Origin of the sequence: Streptomyces sp. NPDC020422, from assembly GCF_044386705.1 — a bacterium.
Classification (GTDB): domain Bacteria; phylum Actinomycetota; class Actinomycetes; order Streptomycetales; family Streptomycetaceae; genus Streptomyces.
Window position 1 is genome coordinate 90,631 of sequence record NZ_JBIRVJ010000016.1, and the last position, 16,167, is coordinate 106,797.

Consider the following 16,167-nt stretch of genomic DNA (forward strand, 5'->3'; position numbering starts at 1 on the left):
GGCAGCTGGTAGGCACCCGAGAACGCAAGGCAGCCTCGCTGGTCTCAATACTCGCAACCGTCTTGTACGAGGGGCGCTCCCCAGGTCAAGTTGGCGTCCCGCTCGACGGCTGCGAGCAGACGCTTCATGGGGTGCGGCCGACGTACACCAGTAGCGGCTTCACCCTCTGGATCGCCCTTCGGCGGTACCTCTACGACGCCCCGGGTGATGTCCGAGGCTGGACCTATGCTGATCACGTCTTGACCCGATGAGGCTTCGTCCCGGTCGCTGGGCATGGAGATGGAAGCGGAAACAGAGGTCCCGTGGCGAAGTCGTCTCTCGGCCCGCAGAAACGCTCCTCAACAACGGCTGCCGGTGAAAGGTCCGTCGCGGCCGCCGGCAGTATCGCGACAGCCGTGACCGGCGACGGGAACGTCGTCATAGCTGGCGATGTGAATGTCATCAACTGCTACATGATCTTCAGCAACACCAAGGACTCGGTACCTGGGGTGGGCGAGGTGGCAGTGGTGGATCAACCTTCGGTAGCGAACAGGGAGAAGGTATTCGTTCCCGTACTTGCGGGCATCGTGAACTGGGTGGGCCAGGGCATCTCATTGCATCCCGGCCCACGCCTGGTGCGCGCTTATGTCGAACACGCCCTGCGCCAGGTAGGTGCCGAGGGGGTGGCCGCCTACGGCCAGGAGCTCGACAACGGCGACACTCTGCTGTTGTTCACGGGCGCCGAGGATGTACGCGTGCTCGGCGCGCTCCTGCTGCGCGAGCTGGATCAGCTGATGGCGACAGACTGGCAGCGAGCCTCACGCAAGGAGGGCTACCTGCTGCCGCAGGTACGGCTGATGCTGCATGCCGGGTTCGGGGAGTTCGATGGCTCCGGCATCTGCAGTCCGTCACTTGTCGATGCCCTGCAGTCGCACTCCAGGACCACGGCGATGAACGACGCAGGTGCCGGGGACGCGGTCGGTGTGGTGGCGTTGGTCGCGCGTGACGCCTTTGATGCCGAGGTTTATGGCTTGCACTGCGGCGGGGCCCAGCTGTGGCTTTCGTTCACGCACACGGTGCCTGGTGCTGCCAGTCTGGACTTCTGGTTCCGTGGCGCGCTGGGCGTGGAACGTCGTGAGCCTCCTGCCGACACATGATGCGGACGAATCCAGGATTCGCAACTAGGTTGTCTGGAAGTAGAGATGAGCAGGAGTGGTGATGCTGACGGGTTGGCGCAGGGGTGTGTTGTGGACGGTGGCGACGACTGCTGGTCTGATCGTTGTGGGCTTGACGCTGCTGCTGTGGCTGAATGATCTCGGGACGGCAGGGACGGTGGCGGGCTTCGTCGCTGATACCGCCGCGATCATCATGGTCGTCCTGACCGTGCGGGCGCTCTTGCTTCAGTCCGGTCAGCAGCAGAATCACACTACGGCGTCGGGCCCGGGGGCGGTTGCGGCCGGTCGTAGCATCGGCAGGGCCGTAACGGGCGATGGTAATCAGGTATCGGGGCCGGCCCCGGCCGTCGCGCCGGGTGGTTCAGCGCTGGGTGGTTCAGCGCTGGGTGGTTCAGCGCTGGGTGGAGCGGTGGAGGCGTCAGGATCGAAGTCGGTCGCGGCGGGTGATTCGATCGGTGAGGCTGTGACAGGCGACAACAACACGTGAGAGACAGCCGGAGCTCGATCGGTGGGGTGAGCATGGGGGACGGGATCAGCACGTGAAGTCCTGGCGGAGCCGTTTCGGCATCGGGCGGGAGAACAGGTGGTCCCGTGGCTCCCAGGAAGGTTCAGCTGAATCACGTGGGGTGTCGGCGTCGGGGGACGGGGCCGTCGCGGTGGGCGGGGATGCCGGCTTCATCCTGAATGGGCACTACAACACGGTGCTCATGGTTCCGGGATACGGGGGGCCGAGAACGCTGGATGACCTGGCTGCCGCGGGCCGGGCCCGCATGGTGCAGCGCTGGCATGCGGTCGGTGTTCCGCTCGATGTGGCGTGTACGTTCGCCGATACTGCGCATCTGGGATCCCTTCCCTCTGCGATGGTCACCTCGCCCGAAGGCCGTGTAGTGGTCCTGGAGGGTAGCTTTGGGGCGGGTAAGTCGCTGGCAGCGGAGCGGAAGCACCAGCAGGACATCACCGCAGCCCGCACAGATGCGCGGGCCCCCATTCCTGTTCACCTCCACGCCAAGCACATTCAGGGTGGTGTGGTCGACGCAGCCATCCGGGCAGCACGTCCCTTCGGTGATCCTGCAGCACGTGGGATTGCTCTAGTGGTGGACGGACTGGATGAGCCCGGCCCGATCCGCGGCAAGGAACTGTTGGATCAGGGTCTCAGCTGGACCGCTTCGACGGCCGGGCAGCGTTGGCACATCCTGTTCACGGTCCGCCCTGGCCTGGAGCTGAACGACTCTGTTCGCCGGATCATGCCGGATTTGGGTGAGGATGAGACGGCCCTGCTGATCGACCGGCTCGGCGGGAACGGATCTGCCGTGGGCAGTCAGCCGAGCATGGTGCGCCATGTGCTGCGCCGTCCGTTGTTCGCCATCATTGCAGCCGGGCTGCAGCGCGATCGGAGTCCTCTGCCACACAGCCCGATGGCCTTCCTGCAGGCGCTGGTGACCCGGGCCCTGCGCGATGCGGAGGAGGCCAAGGAGGAACGCGCCGAACGGTTGCTTCAGAAGCTGGCCACGGAGTGTGCAAGCACTGGTGGTCTGGCAGCAGCCGCTGATGTGGGCAGTCCTGGCGACGTGCACGCGCTGCTGGGTACCCGGCTAGTGGTACGTGTCGGCGAGCGACACCTGGCGTTCGCTCTGCCCGTGCTCGAGCAGTACTTCACTGGTCAGGCTCTGCTGGCCGGCGGAGTACCGGCCGACGTGACGCAGAACGTGGAACTGCTGGACCGCTGGCGCTACGGGTTGGCCATGGCAGTCGCCTCGGCAGGCTGGGAGGCGGCACGAACGGTGATCGAACCTCTGCTGCGCGCCCAGCCGGGCATCGCGGCATGGGTCGTCCACGAGGCCGTCCCCCGCGCTGTACCTGAGAGCGAAGGTCCGTGGCCGGATATGGCTGCCAGCCTGGTCAGCCAGCGCCTGCAGGCGACCCTTGAGGCCTGGCAGCAAGGGCTCGGCCCGGCAGGCGACCTGATCTTCTTCTACACAAGATGGTCTGGCCCCGTCACGGTCGATGCCCGGCTGAAGGGCAACAAACTGGGACTGCACATCCTGCGGAGACACGCCGACCACACTCCGGAACTCGCTATCCCCGTCTCCCATCGCTGGGCGGAGCCGCATGGAATGCGCCCCCTGGCAGCATCGGCCCGGCCAGTTGCGGCAGATTACGCCGCCTGGCCCTGGCAGGAAACCCTGGGCACAGTTGCCTCGCGCCTGCACATGCTGTGTGAGCGCAGAGATTTTGACCTGGCTGACTGCGACGCCTACACGAAAGAGCGGTTGTGGCTGGCAAGCACAGGCCTGCTGAGACGTGCAAGCCGGCGCTATGCACCATTGCAGGCAGACGAAGCACATCAGGCCTTGCGTCAAAGTCTCTACTCCGCGGGAAGGCTGCCTGTCCGGTCAAGCTACGGTCACCAATTCAGCGGACGGCAGGTGGAGTTGCTTCGGATTGACGAGCAACTCGGCGGTGGTCGATGGGCTGACGACAGCGGCATGCTTCACTACCCCTACGCTGCGCCCGACCAGGAAGACGGTCCCCACGTGCACTGGGTCTGGGACACATACAGTCCCTCACAGCTCAGGCTGCGTACCGAGCAGGTCCTCTCCGCCGCCATGGAGATCTACACCGCGCTCGTCGACACCTGGTTCCCCCACCTCAAGCAGGTTCTCGGCCTGGCCAGCGCCTGCCCCGCCACATTGGTCGCCGACCTGTACGTAGCCCCGCCCCAGGACAGTGACTCCTATGAACCGCCCCTCATGCGACTTTCCCTCCGCCCCTCGACGGGCAGCTCGGTCAGCGTCCACCTCGTGCCGTCAGAGGATGACCTCTACGCTCCAGCCCCGCCTCTCTCACCCGGAAACGAGCCGGCAAGGTCCCCATGGGCGCGCCCGAGTACACCGGTCATCAGCGAACCCGAAATCTTCGACGACGCTCCCGCGATCGGCTATGCCTACGCCTGGCTTCACGAAGACCTGCACCGCCTACACCTCACCTCACACGGACCAGGAAGAACAAACTCTGGCCTGCCATAGCGCTCTTACACGCGGCATACGGCAGAGCTGCCTGCTACGGCACGCGGCGCTCGGGTAGCAGGCCCAGTTCACGTGCAGTGGCCAGGTCCTCGTACGCCGTGGTCCGGCCGACATGCATGCCGGGGCAGACGAGGGTCTCGATTACCTGGCGTGTGGAGAGATCGGCTGGTGCATCCCAGATGATCTGCGCGGTCTTCTCGATGCGCGGCAGGTAGGTACTCCACCATCGTGGTCCCGTACGGCGCCGGAGTTCCTTCACGAGAACGATCTGCGGATCGGGCATGACATCGCCAAGTCGCCTGATACGTGGTGGCCCCCATCCATCAACGATCCACTCCCAGCCCTCTTCGGTGGCTTGGAAGGGACCGTAGGGAATCATGGACAGGGCCAGCGGCAGAGCGAGCCTCCGGGCGGCAGCGCGAATCCGGTCCTTCTCCTGGTCCGAAGACACGCCACCAACCGTGGTGGCGTTCTCTTGCTCGACGAACCCTCCGCGGTCGACCTCGAGCGCGACGCACATGTCCACGCCGGTAGCGTTGCAGCTCAGCCAGATGCGGAAGCGGGGCGGGAAGAGGTGGCCGGCCACCTGGACCGGACGGTCCTTGAACCAGGACTCGTCTCCGTCGTGAAGACTGGAGGGCTCGACGATCAGACCCTCCGCCCAGTATCGGTTCACTCAGCTCCCTCGCCATGGGAGCTGCGGAGCGCACCGATCAGCAACAGGCCGAGAGTTGTCGTCCCGCCGAACGCCACGGCGGCATCCCGTACTGCCTTCGTGACCGGCTCGGAGTCAGCCTGGGCAAGGATCACGGCTGCGGCAGCCGCGAGCAGCCCCACCAAGACAGCCACCAGTACGCGGTAGTGAGTAGGTTGCACGGCTCCACTCTCGTGGCACTGCGCCGGGCAATCCAGGGTTCTTCGGTCCGCAGAATGCGAGACGAAGAAGCGGACAGCCTCTGACCTGCATAAACTCCACAGGGGCCGTTGGAGTCGGCATGGAAATGACACGGCCTTTCGTCACTAGCGTCAGCGCCAGTGCGTCACGGCCTGTCAATGACAACTAGCAGGTCACCAGGCCTACGCCGCTGACATCGAGGTGACGACTCACTACTGACACTTCCCTGCAGACCATCACTCGTCTTCCACCACGTGGTGAAGGAGGCCGAGGCATTCGCGGCCGGCCTTCCGGACGTCGCCGCGCAGCTGCACGCCAGCGACCCCGAGCTGTACCCGAAGACGATCTGGGCGGACTGGCTGTGCGGCGACCATAAGCCGGGGCACCGGCGGCGGGTCCTCGGGGAGTTCGCGGCCGGGATCGCCACGGACGGCACGGTCGTGGAGAAGGGCTTCCTGGGCTCGGTGAAGGTGCTCGGGGAGGGCGTGGACACCCGGGAATGTGACTCCGTCTTCTGGGCCGACGTCCGCGGCTCCATGCCCGACCTCGTCCAGGCCGTCGGCCGCGCGCTGCGGATGCAACCCGGTGAGGGCAAGGTCGCCTCGCTCGTGGTGCCGGTGCTGCTCGGGCCCGGCGAGACGGTCGACAACATGCTCACCTCGCGGGCGTTCGGCGGGCTGGCGAAGCTGCTGGAGGCGCTCAGGGCGCACGACGCCCGGGTGGTCGAGCAGCTCGCCGAGCAGCAGGCGCAGAGCCGTGTCAGGGGCGTTCAGAGCCGCAGCGGGGGCCAGGAGAGCCGGGGCGAGGGAAACGGGTCCGGCGGGCCGTCGGCGCCCGCCCGGCAGCTGCTGAAGTTCAGCACACCGCGCGACCCGGCGCAGCTGGCCGCGTTCATCAACCTGCGGGTCCTCAACCCCGAGCACGAGCACTGGCGGCGCGGCGTGGAGGCCGCCGTCATCTTCGCGCGCGAGCACGGAGACCTGAAGGTGCCCTTCACCTACCGCGTGCCGGAGGGCGAAGAGGCGGAGGGGGTCGGGTGGCCGGCCTCGCTCGCAGGCTTCCCGCTCGGGCAGTGGATCGCCGACTGCCGGCGCTTCTACGCCCGCGGGGACATGGACGAGGACCGCGTCGCCCAGCTGGAGAAGCTCGGCATGGTGTGGAGCCACTTCGACGTCGCGTGGAAGGAAGGTCTCGCGGCGGCGCGCGGGTGGGCCGAGGTGAACGGGCACCTCCTGGCCCCGCTCGATGCCACGCACCAGGGCTACAGGGTAGGTACCTGGCTGAAGAACGCGCGGGGCGCCGCCCGGCGCGCTCTGGAGCTCGAGCAGCGCCAGGCCGAAGGGCTGCCGGTGGAGTCGTGGGCCGGCGCCCTGTCGGCGGAGCGGCGCGAGCAGCTGGAGGACATCGACCCGTCCTGGTGCCCCGCCTGGCCGGTGGAGTGGCAGCGCGCCTTCCACCTCGTCCGGCTCCACCTCGAAGAGGCCGGCGGCACGCTGCCGACCGAGCCCGGCGAGGTGATGCACCAGGGCGAAGACCTCGGACGGTGGGTGCGGTCGCAGCGGCTCGGCTGGGACAAGCTCACGACCGTGCAGCAGTGGATGTGTGGGCAAGTCCTCGGCATCACACCCGCCAGCGAGGAGGAGAAGCCGCCCCCGCGCCGCACACAGGCCGACAAATGGGTGATCAACTACCAGGCCGCCCGCCAGTTCTACGAGCGCGAGGGCCACCTGCGGGTCCCTCGCAAGCACATCGAACGGATCATCGTCGGCAAGGACCAGGAGGAACAAGACCTCCGGCTCGGGGCGTGGATCAGCAACCAGCGCTCCCGGGCGGCGACGCTGTCGCCGGAGCGGGTGGAGCTGCTGTCCGCGATCGGCATGCGGTGGTCCTGATGGTGGGCGCCGGCGCCACCGCGGCCGCCGTGCTCGCGGGGCGAATTCACCGGGGAAACGATCTCCCTCTAGCCGTGATTGACCTTCGTCACCGCCGGGACGGGTATGGATGTTGCTCGGGCCCGCTACGCGGGCCGGGTCCCCGTCGGCTGAGACACCGTGGAGAGATGGCCGCTTGCGTGCCATCGTCGTGCGTCACCCCTCCCTCACCGGGACCGGGATGGCTGTGGTCGCCGAAACCCTCGGTATCCGCCACGGGGGACCCAACATGTCCATCAACAGGGAATGACGCAACCTCCGCTTACAGCGGCTTACCCCGACCGCTAGGGTCCCTCCATGCTCGAAGCCATCATCGCGGCAGTGGCCGGAGTGTTAGGTGCAGCAATGGGGTCCTGGGCAACGCTCAGGTCCGCTCGGTCAACGCACCGCACAACGCTTGAGGCAGCCCGGATATCTCCCGAGCCCACCGAAGCCGACGTCGAAGTCGTCGACGCCCTCTATGTCTTGTCCGACGACATCGACCCAGAGGAACGCCGCACTCTGGTCGAGCGAGAACAGCGAGACCACTACGGCACCTGGGTCGTGCTGGACATCAAACTTCGCAACCGCGGCGGCCAAACCGCCTACGTCTCGGGGCTGTACCTGCAGCTGTCAGACATCGTCAACGGCTTCCGGCCCGTACTCCCAGACGTCGTTCATCACCTTGACCAGATCGGTCATGAATTGAGGATGCCGCCGTCGTACACCTACAAGACCTACCTGGAGAACGAATCCCAGAGGGTACGGGTATCACAGGTACTACCACCGGGAGAGACCGAGCGCTTCCTGGTTTCAGTCGACACACCCCAGTCCTTCTTCCGGACGCGCCTGACCGTCGAGTACAACGCAGGCCGTGTCGCTGAAGCCCGGTCCGAGCTGATCTTCCTCCGAGCCGATCCCGCCTGGATAAACGCCTTCTCCATGCTTTCAGCACTGCGGAGCCGCATGGAACAGTGCGGGACCGTCGCTGGCTGGAGAGGGCAAGTGATGCCGACTTCGGACGCGGGCCGACTCTGCCTTGACGAGTACGAACGGAACCTGCGTGACCTCGCCGCCATGTATGCGGCAGTCGGACGCCAGTCCGACACGAACGGTATGGCTGTACGCGACTCCCTGGCTCGGGTTCCCTCGATGCGGCAAGAACTCGGCCTCGACTGGTAGAGCCTGTCTTCTTGGCCGGAGGCCTGGCGACTGGGCGGTCCACCAGATCCGCTTCACGGGACCGTGGGTTTGCAGCGGCGTCCCCCGGTGGGCCCTCGTCGTCCTAGTCCACGCCGTCACCGCGCCGCGCACCAGCTGGCGCATCATGCGCGCCCCGGCCACCAACACCCAGACGCCGGTGCCCGTACGCGATCCGGACCGGGTCGCCAACCGCACCCGGACAGAGCAGGGAGGCACCCCGCAGTACGACCCGGTCGCGTACGGGCAGGAGCTGGCCGCCATCAGCCACCACCAGACCGAAGCCACAAGCGCGCGGTTCGTGGTCTTCAAGGCCCTGGCCGCCGTCGGCATCGGACACGAGCAGCCCGACGACATCGTCGCGGCCCTGGAAGCCGGGGCGGTCGCCGGCGCCCACACCTGGATCTCCGAGAGCAGCCCCCCGCACGGAGCCGAGCCGCGGTTCGAGGACGGCTGGTTCGCCGGTGTCCGCGACGTCGCCAGCCACCTGCGGCGCATCGCCGACACCACCGCCACCACCGGGCAGGGTCGCGCCGCGTCCAGCGCCATGCTCCTCGCCCACCTCCACCAGCCCGCCTCCCCCGCGCCGCAGGAGGCTCCGGCGGAGGACCCGGGCCCGGCTGCGGAGCTGGACACGAAGGACGTCCTGGCGGCAGCGGAACGCTTCCCGTGGGCCCTGGCCGCACCGGGAACGCGGCACTGGCCGGACGGGGAGTTCCTGGACGTCGCGCTGAGCGCGGTGCGCCCCGAGGAACGCCAGGGGTACATCGAGCGCCTGGAGGCGTTCGTGGAGCAGCACCGCGAGCGCCTGGAGGAGCTGCTGCGGGCGTACGGGCCGGGCAGTCGGCCCGCCTCCCACGGCCGGTACGCGCTGATCGGGCAGCCGGAGACCCTGGTCGTCCTGGAGCGGATGGAGGCCAACCCGTTCGGTCTGCGCAGCGAGTGGGAGAAGGAGCTGGAGACCGTCTTCCTGAACGACCTCGAGTTCGCGTGGGGGCCGCGTATCCGCCTCAGCCGGTGAGCAGCCGGCAACCAGCAGCGGGGCCGGGCAGGGTGATCCTGTCCGGCCCCGTGTCTCGTCCGCCGAAGTCCTGCGCTCCCCCGCGCTCCCGGCCGTCGTTGCAGTCCGCCTTCCTCTTCCCACGGCTATCGCGTGGAAAGACACCTCATGTAGTTAGGCCGTCAAGCGGCAGGGGGTCCGCCGCCCCATCGCCCGCGCAGAACCTCGGCCCAGTCGCCAGCTTCCGGACCCGGATCCTCCCACGGCGGCACCGGATTGGGAGCCGTCTCGATCAGGTGCACGAGCGTCCAGGCAACGCCGTAGCAGTCGTCGGGCCCGAAGCAGGTGGCCAAGGCGGCGGCCTCTTCGGACGTGACAGGGCGGGAGATCGCCGTCAGCTGGCGTTCACGCCGGTCGATCTCTTCCTCGCTCGCGTCCCAGTCGGGAAGCGGTCCGTCGGCAACGAACGTCTGCACCTCGGGTCTCATGACCGAATGATCGTCTCCCCCGCCGCCCCGGGACAAGCTGCCCCGTTCTGCTTCACGCGGTGGCTGTTCCTACTGGTGGGGGCACTGCCGGGAAAGCGATCGCGTCATCAAACAGGACCCGTGCCAAGAGGCAGTGATGGAGTTGGCCGAGCAGTTGAACAGGTGCCGCAGAGTCTGCATGTGCCAGTCCTCAGTGCTCCGTCGGCGCCGGTAGTGGGCGTCTGCGCCGGCTGAGCCGCCGAGGGAGGCGAAGGCCCAGAGGTGGTCGACGTGGTTGAGCCGGTTGTTCTTGACGAACCGGCGTCCGACGTAGTGGCGCTTGCCCGAGGCGCGGGTGATGGGGGCCGCGCCCGCGTATGCCTTCAGCCCTCCGGCGGTGGCGAACCGGGTGCGATCGTCGCCGATCTCCGCGAGGATCCGTGCGCCGATCTGGGAGCCGATGCCGGGGGAGCTCAGCATGATCGTGGCGTCGGGATGGGCTCGGAAGGCTTCCTCCGTGGCTTCGCCGAGATCGGCGACTGCTTCGCAGGCGGCGTCCAGCTGCAGGAGCAGGGCCGCGGCCTGCTGGGCTCGGGCCAGGACAGCCACCGCCTGGGCCAGGTCGGTGTCAGCGGCCAGCGGCCGGTGCATCGGCATGTCCGTGCGGATGATGTTGGCGAGCACGAGCGCGTCACCGGGATCGGACTTCTTGCGGCTCACTCCATGCCGGTCGCGGTAGCGGGAGGCCGCCATCGGGTTGACCGCGTAGATCTTCCGGGGACCCTGCCTCAGCGTGGCGACCAGCAAGCCGCGGCTGGTCTCGATCGCCACCGGAATCGGCGCCTCGGCGGTGTCGCCGTGCTCGGCCAGGAGGTCCAGCAGCAGACGGTAGCCGTCCAGATCGTCGCTGATGCGGCACTTGGCCAGCAGCTTGCCGGTGCCGTCGACGAGCGCGACGTCGTGATGCCCCTCCGCCCAGTCGATCCCGCAGAACACGTCCATGGATCCCGCCCCTTCGCCGGCACCGTTCTCGAACGCGAGCACGCGGGGCCGCATGGCGCACTAATTCCAGGACTCCAAGGTCCGCCACCTCATCAGCCGTGCGCGGCACCGCCAGACCGCACGGGCGCACGCCGTGTCCAGAGCTCAAGGCTCGTGAGGAAGAACGCGTCACCGTGCGGCAGCTCATGCATCGAGGGTCCCGAACCCGTCGGGCCCGTGGGGCAGAACGTGCGAGGACCGGCCGGTGCCCAGCGCCACCAGTCTTTCAACAGACCTCGCACGGTCGGAGGTGTCGTAGGGGTCACCACGGCACCGACCGGACCACACACGTCCTGCCCTGGGCTGGACAACGCCGCCCCGGGCCCATCAGAGATCCAGGACCTCTAATTACTAACGAATTAGAGGTGTCGCCGTCGTGGGGAGGCTTGCCCACCGGCGCTGACCAGGGACAACGGGCGGTGTCCGATTTGACGGGCTCCCACCGCCGGTCACACCTCCGGCCCCCCGCCGCATGCAACCGTCCAGGCAATGGTTCAGCCTCCCTCCGGTGCAACCCTCTTCACAGCCGCCGGGGCCGGGGCAGTCGCGGCTGTGCCTGGCAGCGATAGCTGGCACTTCGCAGAGGCGATTGTCACCGAGTGGCTCTTCGGAAGCCGCCGCGCATGGTGATGATCTCCACGGCGGTCGTGTCATTGCTCTTGTCGCGCCGCTGGGCCAAGAGGGCGACCTGGAGTGGGAAGGACGTTCCAGGCCTGGTACCTCCGTCAGTCTCCCCAGGCCGAGCGGGCACGGGATGTGCACCCGGCGCCGGGGCTCGCTGCGCCCGGGGGTTCAGTCCCACCAGAGTGACCACACCGTCGACCGGAGCCAGGTGTCGCCGTCGTGCTGGGGCCGCTGCACCGTGTCGCTGCAGTACCCCTGCAATTCCGATGTGGCTCGCGCGGCGTCCCGGGGGTCCAGGGGTGGTCTGTCGACGACCAGTTCCAGATAGGGGCCCTGGGCGAGGAAGAGTTCGGCGCCCCACTGCTCGTGCCAGCGGCGGAGCAGGGCAGCATCGTCGGCGGGAGTGAGGACACGGCCGTCGTACCCGAACCAGTTGCACGTCCCGTAGAGGTGGGGCAGGACCGCTGGTACCTCGTAGCCGCCTCTGACGGGAACGAAGTTGATCCACCGCTGGCTCTGGCCCCAGAAGGAGTCCCGGTCGCCGGTCCCCCAGCGCGACACCCCTGGCAGCGGTTCGGCCCGCGCAGGCGCCAGCTGCGGTGCGAGCCGGTCCGGGTCGTAGTCGTCGCGCCAGCCTTCCTGATCCTCCTCGTCGCCGGCGGCGCAGTCCATCGACCACCGGAAGCTCGACAGCACGACGGACGCCGCACGGGCGTCGTGGTCCTGGCACGCCACTTCGGCCACCCAGCGCTCCACGACCTCGTCGACATCCTCTTGTCGGCGGGACCGGGCCAGGTCGTCCGGCGACTGCAGCGTGACGTACGGCCACCAGCCGGTCTCTCCGTGCCTCTTGCGCCACTCGTCCCACACGGCGAACACCTTGCCGCGCGCTACGGACACCCCGATCACCTCGACGCCACTGGGCATGACGGCCCGCTCCACGGCCTCGTGGGGCAGGCGGGCGCGCAGGGCACGGAGGAACGCGTCGGAGGGGAGTTCCGGCTGGCGGAGGAAGCTGCTGTTCACAAGCCCAGAACGCTACGGCCACGACCGCACGCCGCGCACTCCGATATCCCCGCGCTGCCGGGGCCGTGGGCTGGCCTTCCGCTGCGGAGCTGGCGCCGGGGATGGGGCCGACGCAGGCACAGGAGCTGGCAACGACGGTTCTCCGGAGCCGTGACAACACGATTGAGAACACCCGGAAGCGACAGTTACCGCGCGCATCCAGTGACAGAAGGCGCTGCGATCTCGGGACAGCGCGCCTGATCGGCGGCCATCATCGGTGACAACTATCGCTGCGGGTCACAGCGGCGTGGGCCAGGCCGGCTCCCACCGCCAGGCCGCCCATCGCTCCGCGTGCGCGAACAGCCCGGGCGTTCGGCGAGCATCGCCGGGACCTCGGCGCGTGCGTCGTCGACGGCCTGGTGCTCAGTGTCGGTGACGATGCCGAGGCGGCGTACGTGGGCGTACTCGTCTTCGTCCTTCCACTCCCAGTGGGTGAGGTCGGGCGCGACGACCAGGTCCACGGTGAGGTCGAAGGTGTCGAACCCGTCCTCGGTGCGGCGGGTGGGGTGCTCGAAGTTGACGTACCAGTTCCGCAGCTGGCGCCCGCCGGCGTTGTCGGGGACGAAGAAGGCGTTGACGCTGAAACAGGCCGCGGGCGGCTTCCACAGCAGCAGGTGGGTCTCCTGCCACACCGCGTCCGCGAGCTCCCACCGGCCGGTTGCCATCGCGTCGAACGCCTCCGTGCGCACGGAGCGGTCCTTGTCGTCGCGGGCCTTCGCCTACAGGGCAGGCCAGCGGGCCTCCGCCCCGGGCGCGCAGGCGGCCACCAGCGCCTCGCCGGTGTCCTCGAGGACCCGTAACGCCTGCTCGCTCCACACCTGGCCCCCACGGTGCACGTCGCGCCGTACGACCGTCTCGCCGGTCTCGAAACTCCCCACCACGTCCTCCTCCACCAGCCGCAGCCGGGCTTGGAAGGGCTTGTTGCAGCGGAAGCAAGTGCCTTCCGCGCTGGTTCGGTCGAGGCGGGTGACTCGGGTATCTGCGCTGCCACATCGCACGCAGAACGCTTCTTGGGTCGTCATGGTTCTGGTGTACCTCAGGTTCGCGGCATCGTTCCCCCTGCTCCGCTCCGGTGAAATGTCGGCAGGCGTGGAAGGGAGCCTTCGGGGGCCGTTGTTCATGGGCGTCGCGTGAAGCGGTAGATCGCGTAGGTGACGCCGAGGACGATGTCCACGGCAGCCCACAGGATGATGACCACTCCGACCCCGATCGCGGTACCGACGCTTTCGGCGTCGTTGCACGTCTGGCGGTCGAGCGTTCCGCAGTCCTCGGGAGTCCCGGATCCCGAGGCGGCCGCGACGATGATCCAGATCAGAAAGATCACCTGGATGGCGAGGAAGGCCCAGAGGAACATCCGCCGTCTGTGCCTGCGCGGCTGTCCCGCCGCGGGCGGCGCAGGGGTCCCCCACTGGGGCTGAGGTTGTGCATTACTCATGACGCGTCACGCTTCGTTTACTGTTCGGTGTCGCTGCCGGTTGCCCGGCGTCGACGTGGTTGTCCTGCGAAGGACGGCTCGTTCATCCCAGGCTGCCTCCGAAGGACCCGCTCATCGCCTCGGACTCGCTGATCTGCAGGGTCCCGCGGTGGGTGATCTCCACCTTGTAGAAACCTTCGCCCGCAGGCACGTCAGGGACGATCACCTCGAAGCTGCACGTGGTCCCCGCCTTGGTCGACTCGCCCAGGGCTCCGGTGGCGATGACCGTGCCGGAGGCGTCGTAGACCGTGACCGCCGCTCCTTCGGCGATGTCGTCGAAACCCTCGCTTCCCTTGCAGCCGCCCTCGCCGTCGCTGACCGCGTTCCTGGTGAGCAGGAATGTGCCGGTCAGCTGAAAGTCGGTCGGTGCGGGGGAAGGGGTCGGTGTCTGTGTGGTCGGCGACGGCGGAGGGCTGACGGCCTCGGGAGACGACCCACCGCGGTCTGCCAGAGCCCAGATGACGCCGACCCCGCCCGCACCGATGACGATCTCTGTCACGAGGGCCAGGAGCAGGTTCCGGCGCCCACGCGCCAGCTTCCCCGACGCCGTTGCAGGAGGAGGCCCTCCAGACCCGTCCATTACCTCAGAGTGCACCTCTCCGCTCATCTCCGCCTGCCAGGGCTCCCTGCGCAGATGCCCGAACCTGCGTGCCTGGTCTTTCGCGACTTTCCCGGCGGGTGATGGAGAAGGGTTGGCGTTCCCCGCTCGCCGCGCTGGCGAAGCAGGCTGCGTCGGCCTCACCGAGCCACCGCTCGTCGACGCCGCCCCTCCCATGCTGATAGGGAGGGGCGGCGTCATGCGGGGTCAACCGCGGCGGCGGAACAGCCGCCGAAACTTGCCCGGCTGACCCTGTTCCGGCTTCGACGGCATGACGGCCTCGAGGCGAGCGGCTTCGGCTGCGGCGTCCTGGCGGGCGTCGTCGTCGGCGCGGCACGGGCCGCATACCGACTTGTCCCCGGCCCGTGCGGCGGTCCGGTGCGTCGAGTTCTATCGGTGGGTAGGACGCCGTGCTACCTCTACATGAGGGGTGTCGGCGCTGCGACGACCCCTTTTCTGTCGGGCCTGCACGCTGGCCGACGCCGCCGGCCCGTCGCGCGGGAGTGCGGACGCGGTGGAGGACGTGGCCCCGGCTCGAGGTCCTGGCCGGTGCACTCGCCCAGCTCGATCCCGAGTGCGCGGGGAGCCTCTCCGTTGTGCCGATCGCCGCGGTCGTCGTCGAGCGCGCTGGACAGGCGCGGCCGGGACGAGCGCGGCGCTGCGCCAGGCACTCGCCGCTCACGGTCTGACCTGGCACCGTGTGCACCAGCTCGGTGCCGCGCTGGGTCAGCGTGATGCTGGATACACCGGACCGTACGGTTTCCGACGGCTAGCGTCTCGGGGAGCATCGAACGGGCCGGGCATCTGGTCCCCGCCCTCGGCAGGGGCAGGGACCCTGCCGACCTGGCTAGCTCTCTTCGAGCAGTCCTGCGGCAACCTGCTGCAGGATCTCCGCCAGCGAGGCACGCGCAGGCCGTTCGAGGTCGGCCCGCAGGTCTGCCACAACCGCCCCTACTCCCGTGCTTCGCTTGAAGTACTGCTGGATGAAGGCGCTGCGCTGTCCTGGGGTCAAGCCGTCGAAGGCCAGGTCCATCAAGGCAGCGCCGTCGTGCAAGGGCACCTTTGCGCTTGCAGCTCCCCTGCTGGCCTGGGGCGACTCGGCTGCAAGATTCGGAGTTGAGCTCTGCGCCGAGGTGGTCGCTGGCGCTTCCGTCGAGCTTCGGGGTGCGGGCACCTCGTCCGTGATGGGGCCGCGGTCCTCGGGGAGCGGGTTATCACGGCGTGATAGGTCGCGCTTGGCGGCGGCCTTCTGTTCTGCGGCTTTCGCTCGAGCGTCGGCTTTAGATGTCGTTTCTTTTGGGATGTCCATCTGCAAGGGCTGGCGGTTTCGATGCTGGTGACACAAGATCGGGTTCTATGTCCCAGGCTGCATATGTTCAGAACACGAACCTCCTGCGCACGAGCGCGTTCGATCTCTGGAGGCGGCTCAGGAGCCTCCTCGAAGACCAGGGACTCGACCCGGCGACGACCGTGCTGGTCAACCTCTTCCCGGACGGGGGTGACCATGAGTTCGGCCAGTGCATAGATGAGGACGGCCGTGTCTACTCGTTCGATCTTGTCTACGACCGAGAGATGCCGAAGGCGGAGGACAGGGCTGTCCTCCGTAACTGGACCGACGTCACCGACACATGGCAGCACCGTTCGTTCGCGGACGAGATCGCCAACGCCTTCATCTGGCGTCCACCGTCGCGCAAGACCGCCCTGCCTTCCTGA

The 16,167-nt window shown here is 68.0% G+C and carries 15 protein-coding genes and 1 pseudogene; 7 read left to right on the forward strand and 9 right to left on the reverse strand.

What is annotated here, in order from left to right:
- Positions 1-395: 395 nt before the first annotated feature.
- The 3 genes from ACH414_RS33010 to ACH414_RS33020 all read left to right on the forward strand — a co-directional run bounded on the left by ACH414_RS33010 (position 396) and on the right by ACH414_RS33020 (position 4,180).
- The gene (locus tag ACH414_RS33010) at positions 396-1,136 is read left to right on the forward strand and encodes a hypothetical protein (protein WP_382548723.1); all 741 of its coding nucleotides are present in this window, start codon (positions 396-398) and stop codon (positions 1,134-1,136) included.
- 55 nt (positions 1,137-1,191) lie between these two features.
- Positions 1,192-1,641, forward strand: coding sequence for a hypothetical protein (locus ACH414_RS33015; protein ID WP_382548725.1), 450 nt, complete (start codon positions 1,192-1,194; stop codon positions 1,639-1,641).
- A 169-nt stretch (positions 1,642-1,810) separates the two neighbouring features.
- Positions 1,811-4,180: a hypothetical protein gene (locus ACH414_RS33020; RefSeq protein ID WP_391098141.1), complete on the forward strand. Its 2,370-nt coding sequence runs from the start codon at positions 1,811-1,813 to the stop codon at positions 4,178-4,180.
- Between the two features lie 34 nt (positions 4,181-4,214).
- Here ACH414_RS33020 and ACH414_RS33025 read toward each other — a convergent pair whose 3' ends face one another.
- Positions 4,215-4,856 (reverse strand): hypothetical protein, encoded by a 642-nt coding sequence (locus tag ACH414_RS33025; protein ID WP_152369432.1) that lies wholly within the window; start codon positions 4,854-4,856, stop codon positions 4,215-4,217.
- Between the two features lie 473 nt (positions 4,857-5,329).
- Between ACH414_RS33025 and ACH414_RS33030 the strand changes: the two genes are divergently transcribed.
- The 3 genes from ACH414_RS33030 to ACH414_RS33040 all read left to right on the forward strand — a co-directional run bounded on the left by ACH414_RS33030 (position 5,330) and on the right by ACH414_RS33040 (position 9,206).
- The gene (locus tag ACH414_RS33030) at positions 5,330-6,967 is read left to right on the forward strand and encodes a Helicase associated domain protein (protein WP_398944690.1); all 1,638 of its coding nucleotides are present in this window, start codon (positions 5,330-5,332) and stop codon (positions 6,965-6,967) included.
- 336 nt (positions 6,968-7,303) lie between these two features.
- Positions 7,304-8,167, forward strand: a complete 864-nt coding sequence (locus ACH414_RS33035; RefSeq protein ID WP_398944691.1) for a hypothetical protein — start codon at positions 7,304-7,306, stop codon at positions 8,165-8,167.
- Positions 8,168-8,312: 145 nt separating this feature from the next.
- The gene (locus ACH414_RS33040) at positions 8,313-9,206 is read left to right on the forward strand and encodes a hypothetical protein (protein ID WP_398944693.1); all 894 of its coding nucleotides are present in this window, start codon (positions 8,313-8,315) and stop codon (positions 9,204-9,206) included.
- 161 nt (positions 9,207-9,367) lie between these two features.
- Here ACH414_RS33040 and ACH414_RS33045 read toward each other — a convergent pair whose 3' ends face one another.
- From ACH414_RS33045 to ACH414_RS33080, 8 genes and pseudogenes are all read right to left on the reverse strand, one after another.
- Complete coding sequence (locus tag ACH414_RS33045; protein WP_386570645.1) at positions 9,368-9,673, reverse strand: hypothetical protein; 306 nt, start codon at positions 9,671-9,673, stop codon at positions 9,368-9,370.
- A 52-nt stretch (positions 9,674-9,725) separates the two neighbouring features.
- Positions 9,726-10,654: pseudogene (locus tag ACH414_RS33050) on the reverse strand (transposase).
- Positions 10,655-11,485: 831 nt separating this feature from the next.
- The gene (locus ACH414_RS33055) at positions 11,486-12,343 is read right to left on the reverse strand and encodes a DUF4253 domain-containing protein (RefSeq protein ID WP_398944694.1); all 858 of its coding nucleotides are present in this window, start codon (positions 12,341-12,343) and stop codon (positions 11,486-11,488) included.
- A 263-nt stretch (positions 12,344-12,606) separates the two neighbouring features.
- Positions 12,607-13,071 carry a DUF402 domain-containing protein gene (locus tag ACH414_RS33060; protein ID WP_398944696.1) on the reverse strand — a complete coding sequence of 155 codons (465 nt, stop codon included), beginning with the start codon at positions 13,069-13,071 and terminating at the stop codon, positions 12,607-12,609.
- A gap of 30 nt (positions 13,072-13,101) precedes the next feature.
- Positions 13,102-13,260, reverse strand: coding sequence for a hypothetical protein (locus tag ACH414_RS33065; protein ID WP_398944697.1), 159 nt, complete (start codon positions 13,258-13,260; stop codon positions 13,102-13,104).
- A gap of 239 nt (positions 13,261-13,499) precedes the next feature.
- Positions 13,500-13,736 (reverse strand): hypothetical protein, encoded by a 237-nt coding sequence (locus ACH414_RS33070; RefSeq protein WP_398944698.1) that lies wholly within the window; start codon positions 13,734-13,736, stop codon positions 13,500-13,502.
- Positions 13,737-13,899: 163 nt separating this feature from the next.
- Positions 13,900-14,355 carry a hypothetical protein gene (locus ACH414_RS33075; RefSeq protein WP_398944700.1) on the reverse strand — a complete coding sequence of 152 codons (456 nt, stop codon included), beginning with the start codon at positions 14,353-14,355 and terminating at the stop codon, positions 13,900-13,902.
- 946 nt (positions 14,356-15,301) lie between these two features.
- Positions 15,302-15,769, reverse strand: coding sequence for a hypothetical protein (locus tag ACH414_RS33080; RefSeq protein ID WP_398944701.1), 468 nt, complete (start codon positions 15,767-15,769; stop codon positions 15,302-15,304).
- 41 nt (positions 15,770-15,810) lie between these two features.
- Here ACH414_RS33080 and ACH414_RS33085 point away from each other — a divergent pair, with 41 nt between their 5' ends.
- Positions 15,811-16,167 (forward strand): hypothetical protein, encoded by a 357-nt coding sequence (locus tag ACH414_RS33085; protein WP_386570599.1) that lies wholly within the window; start codon positions 15,811-15,813, stop codon positions 16,165-16,167.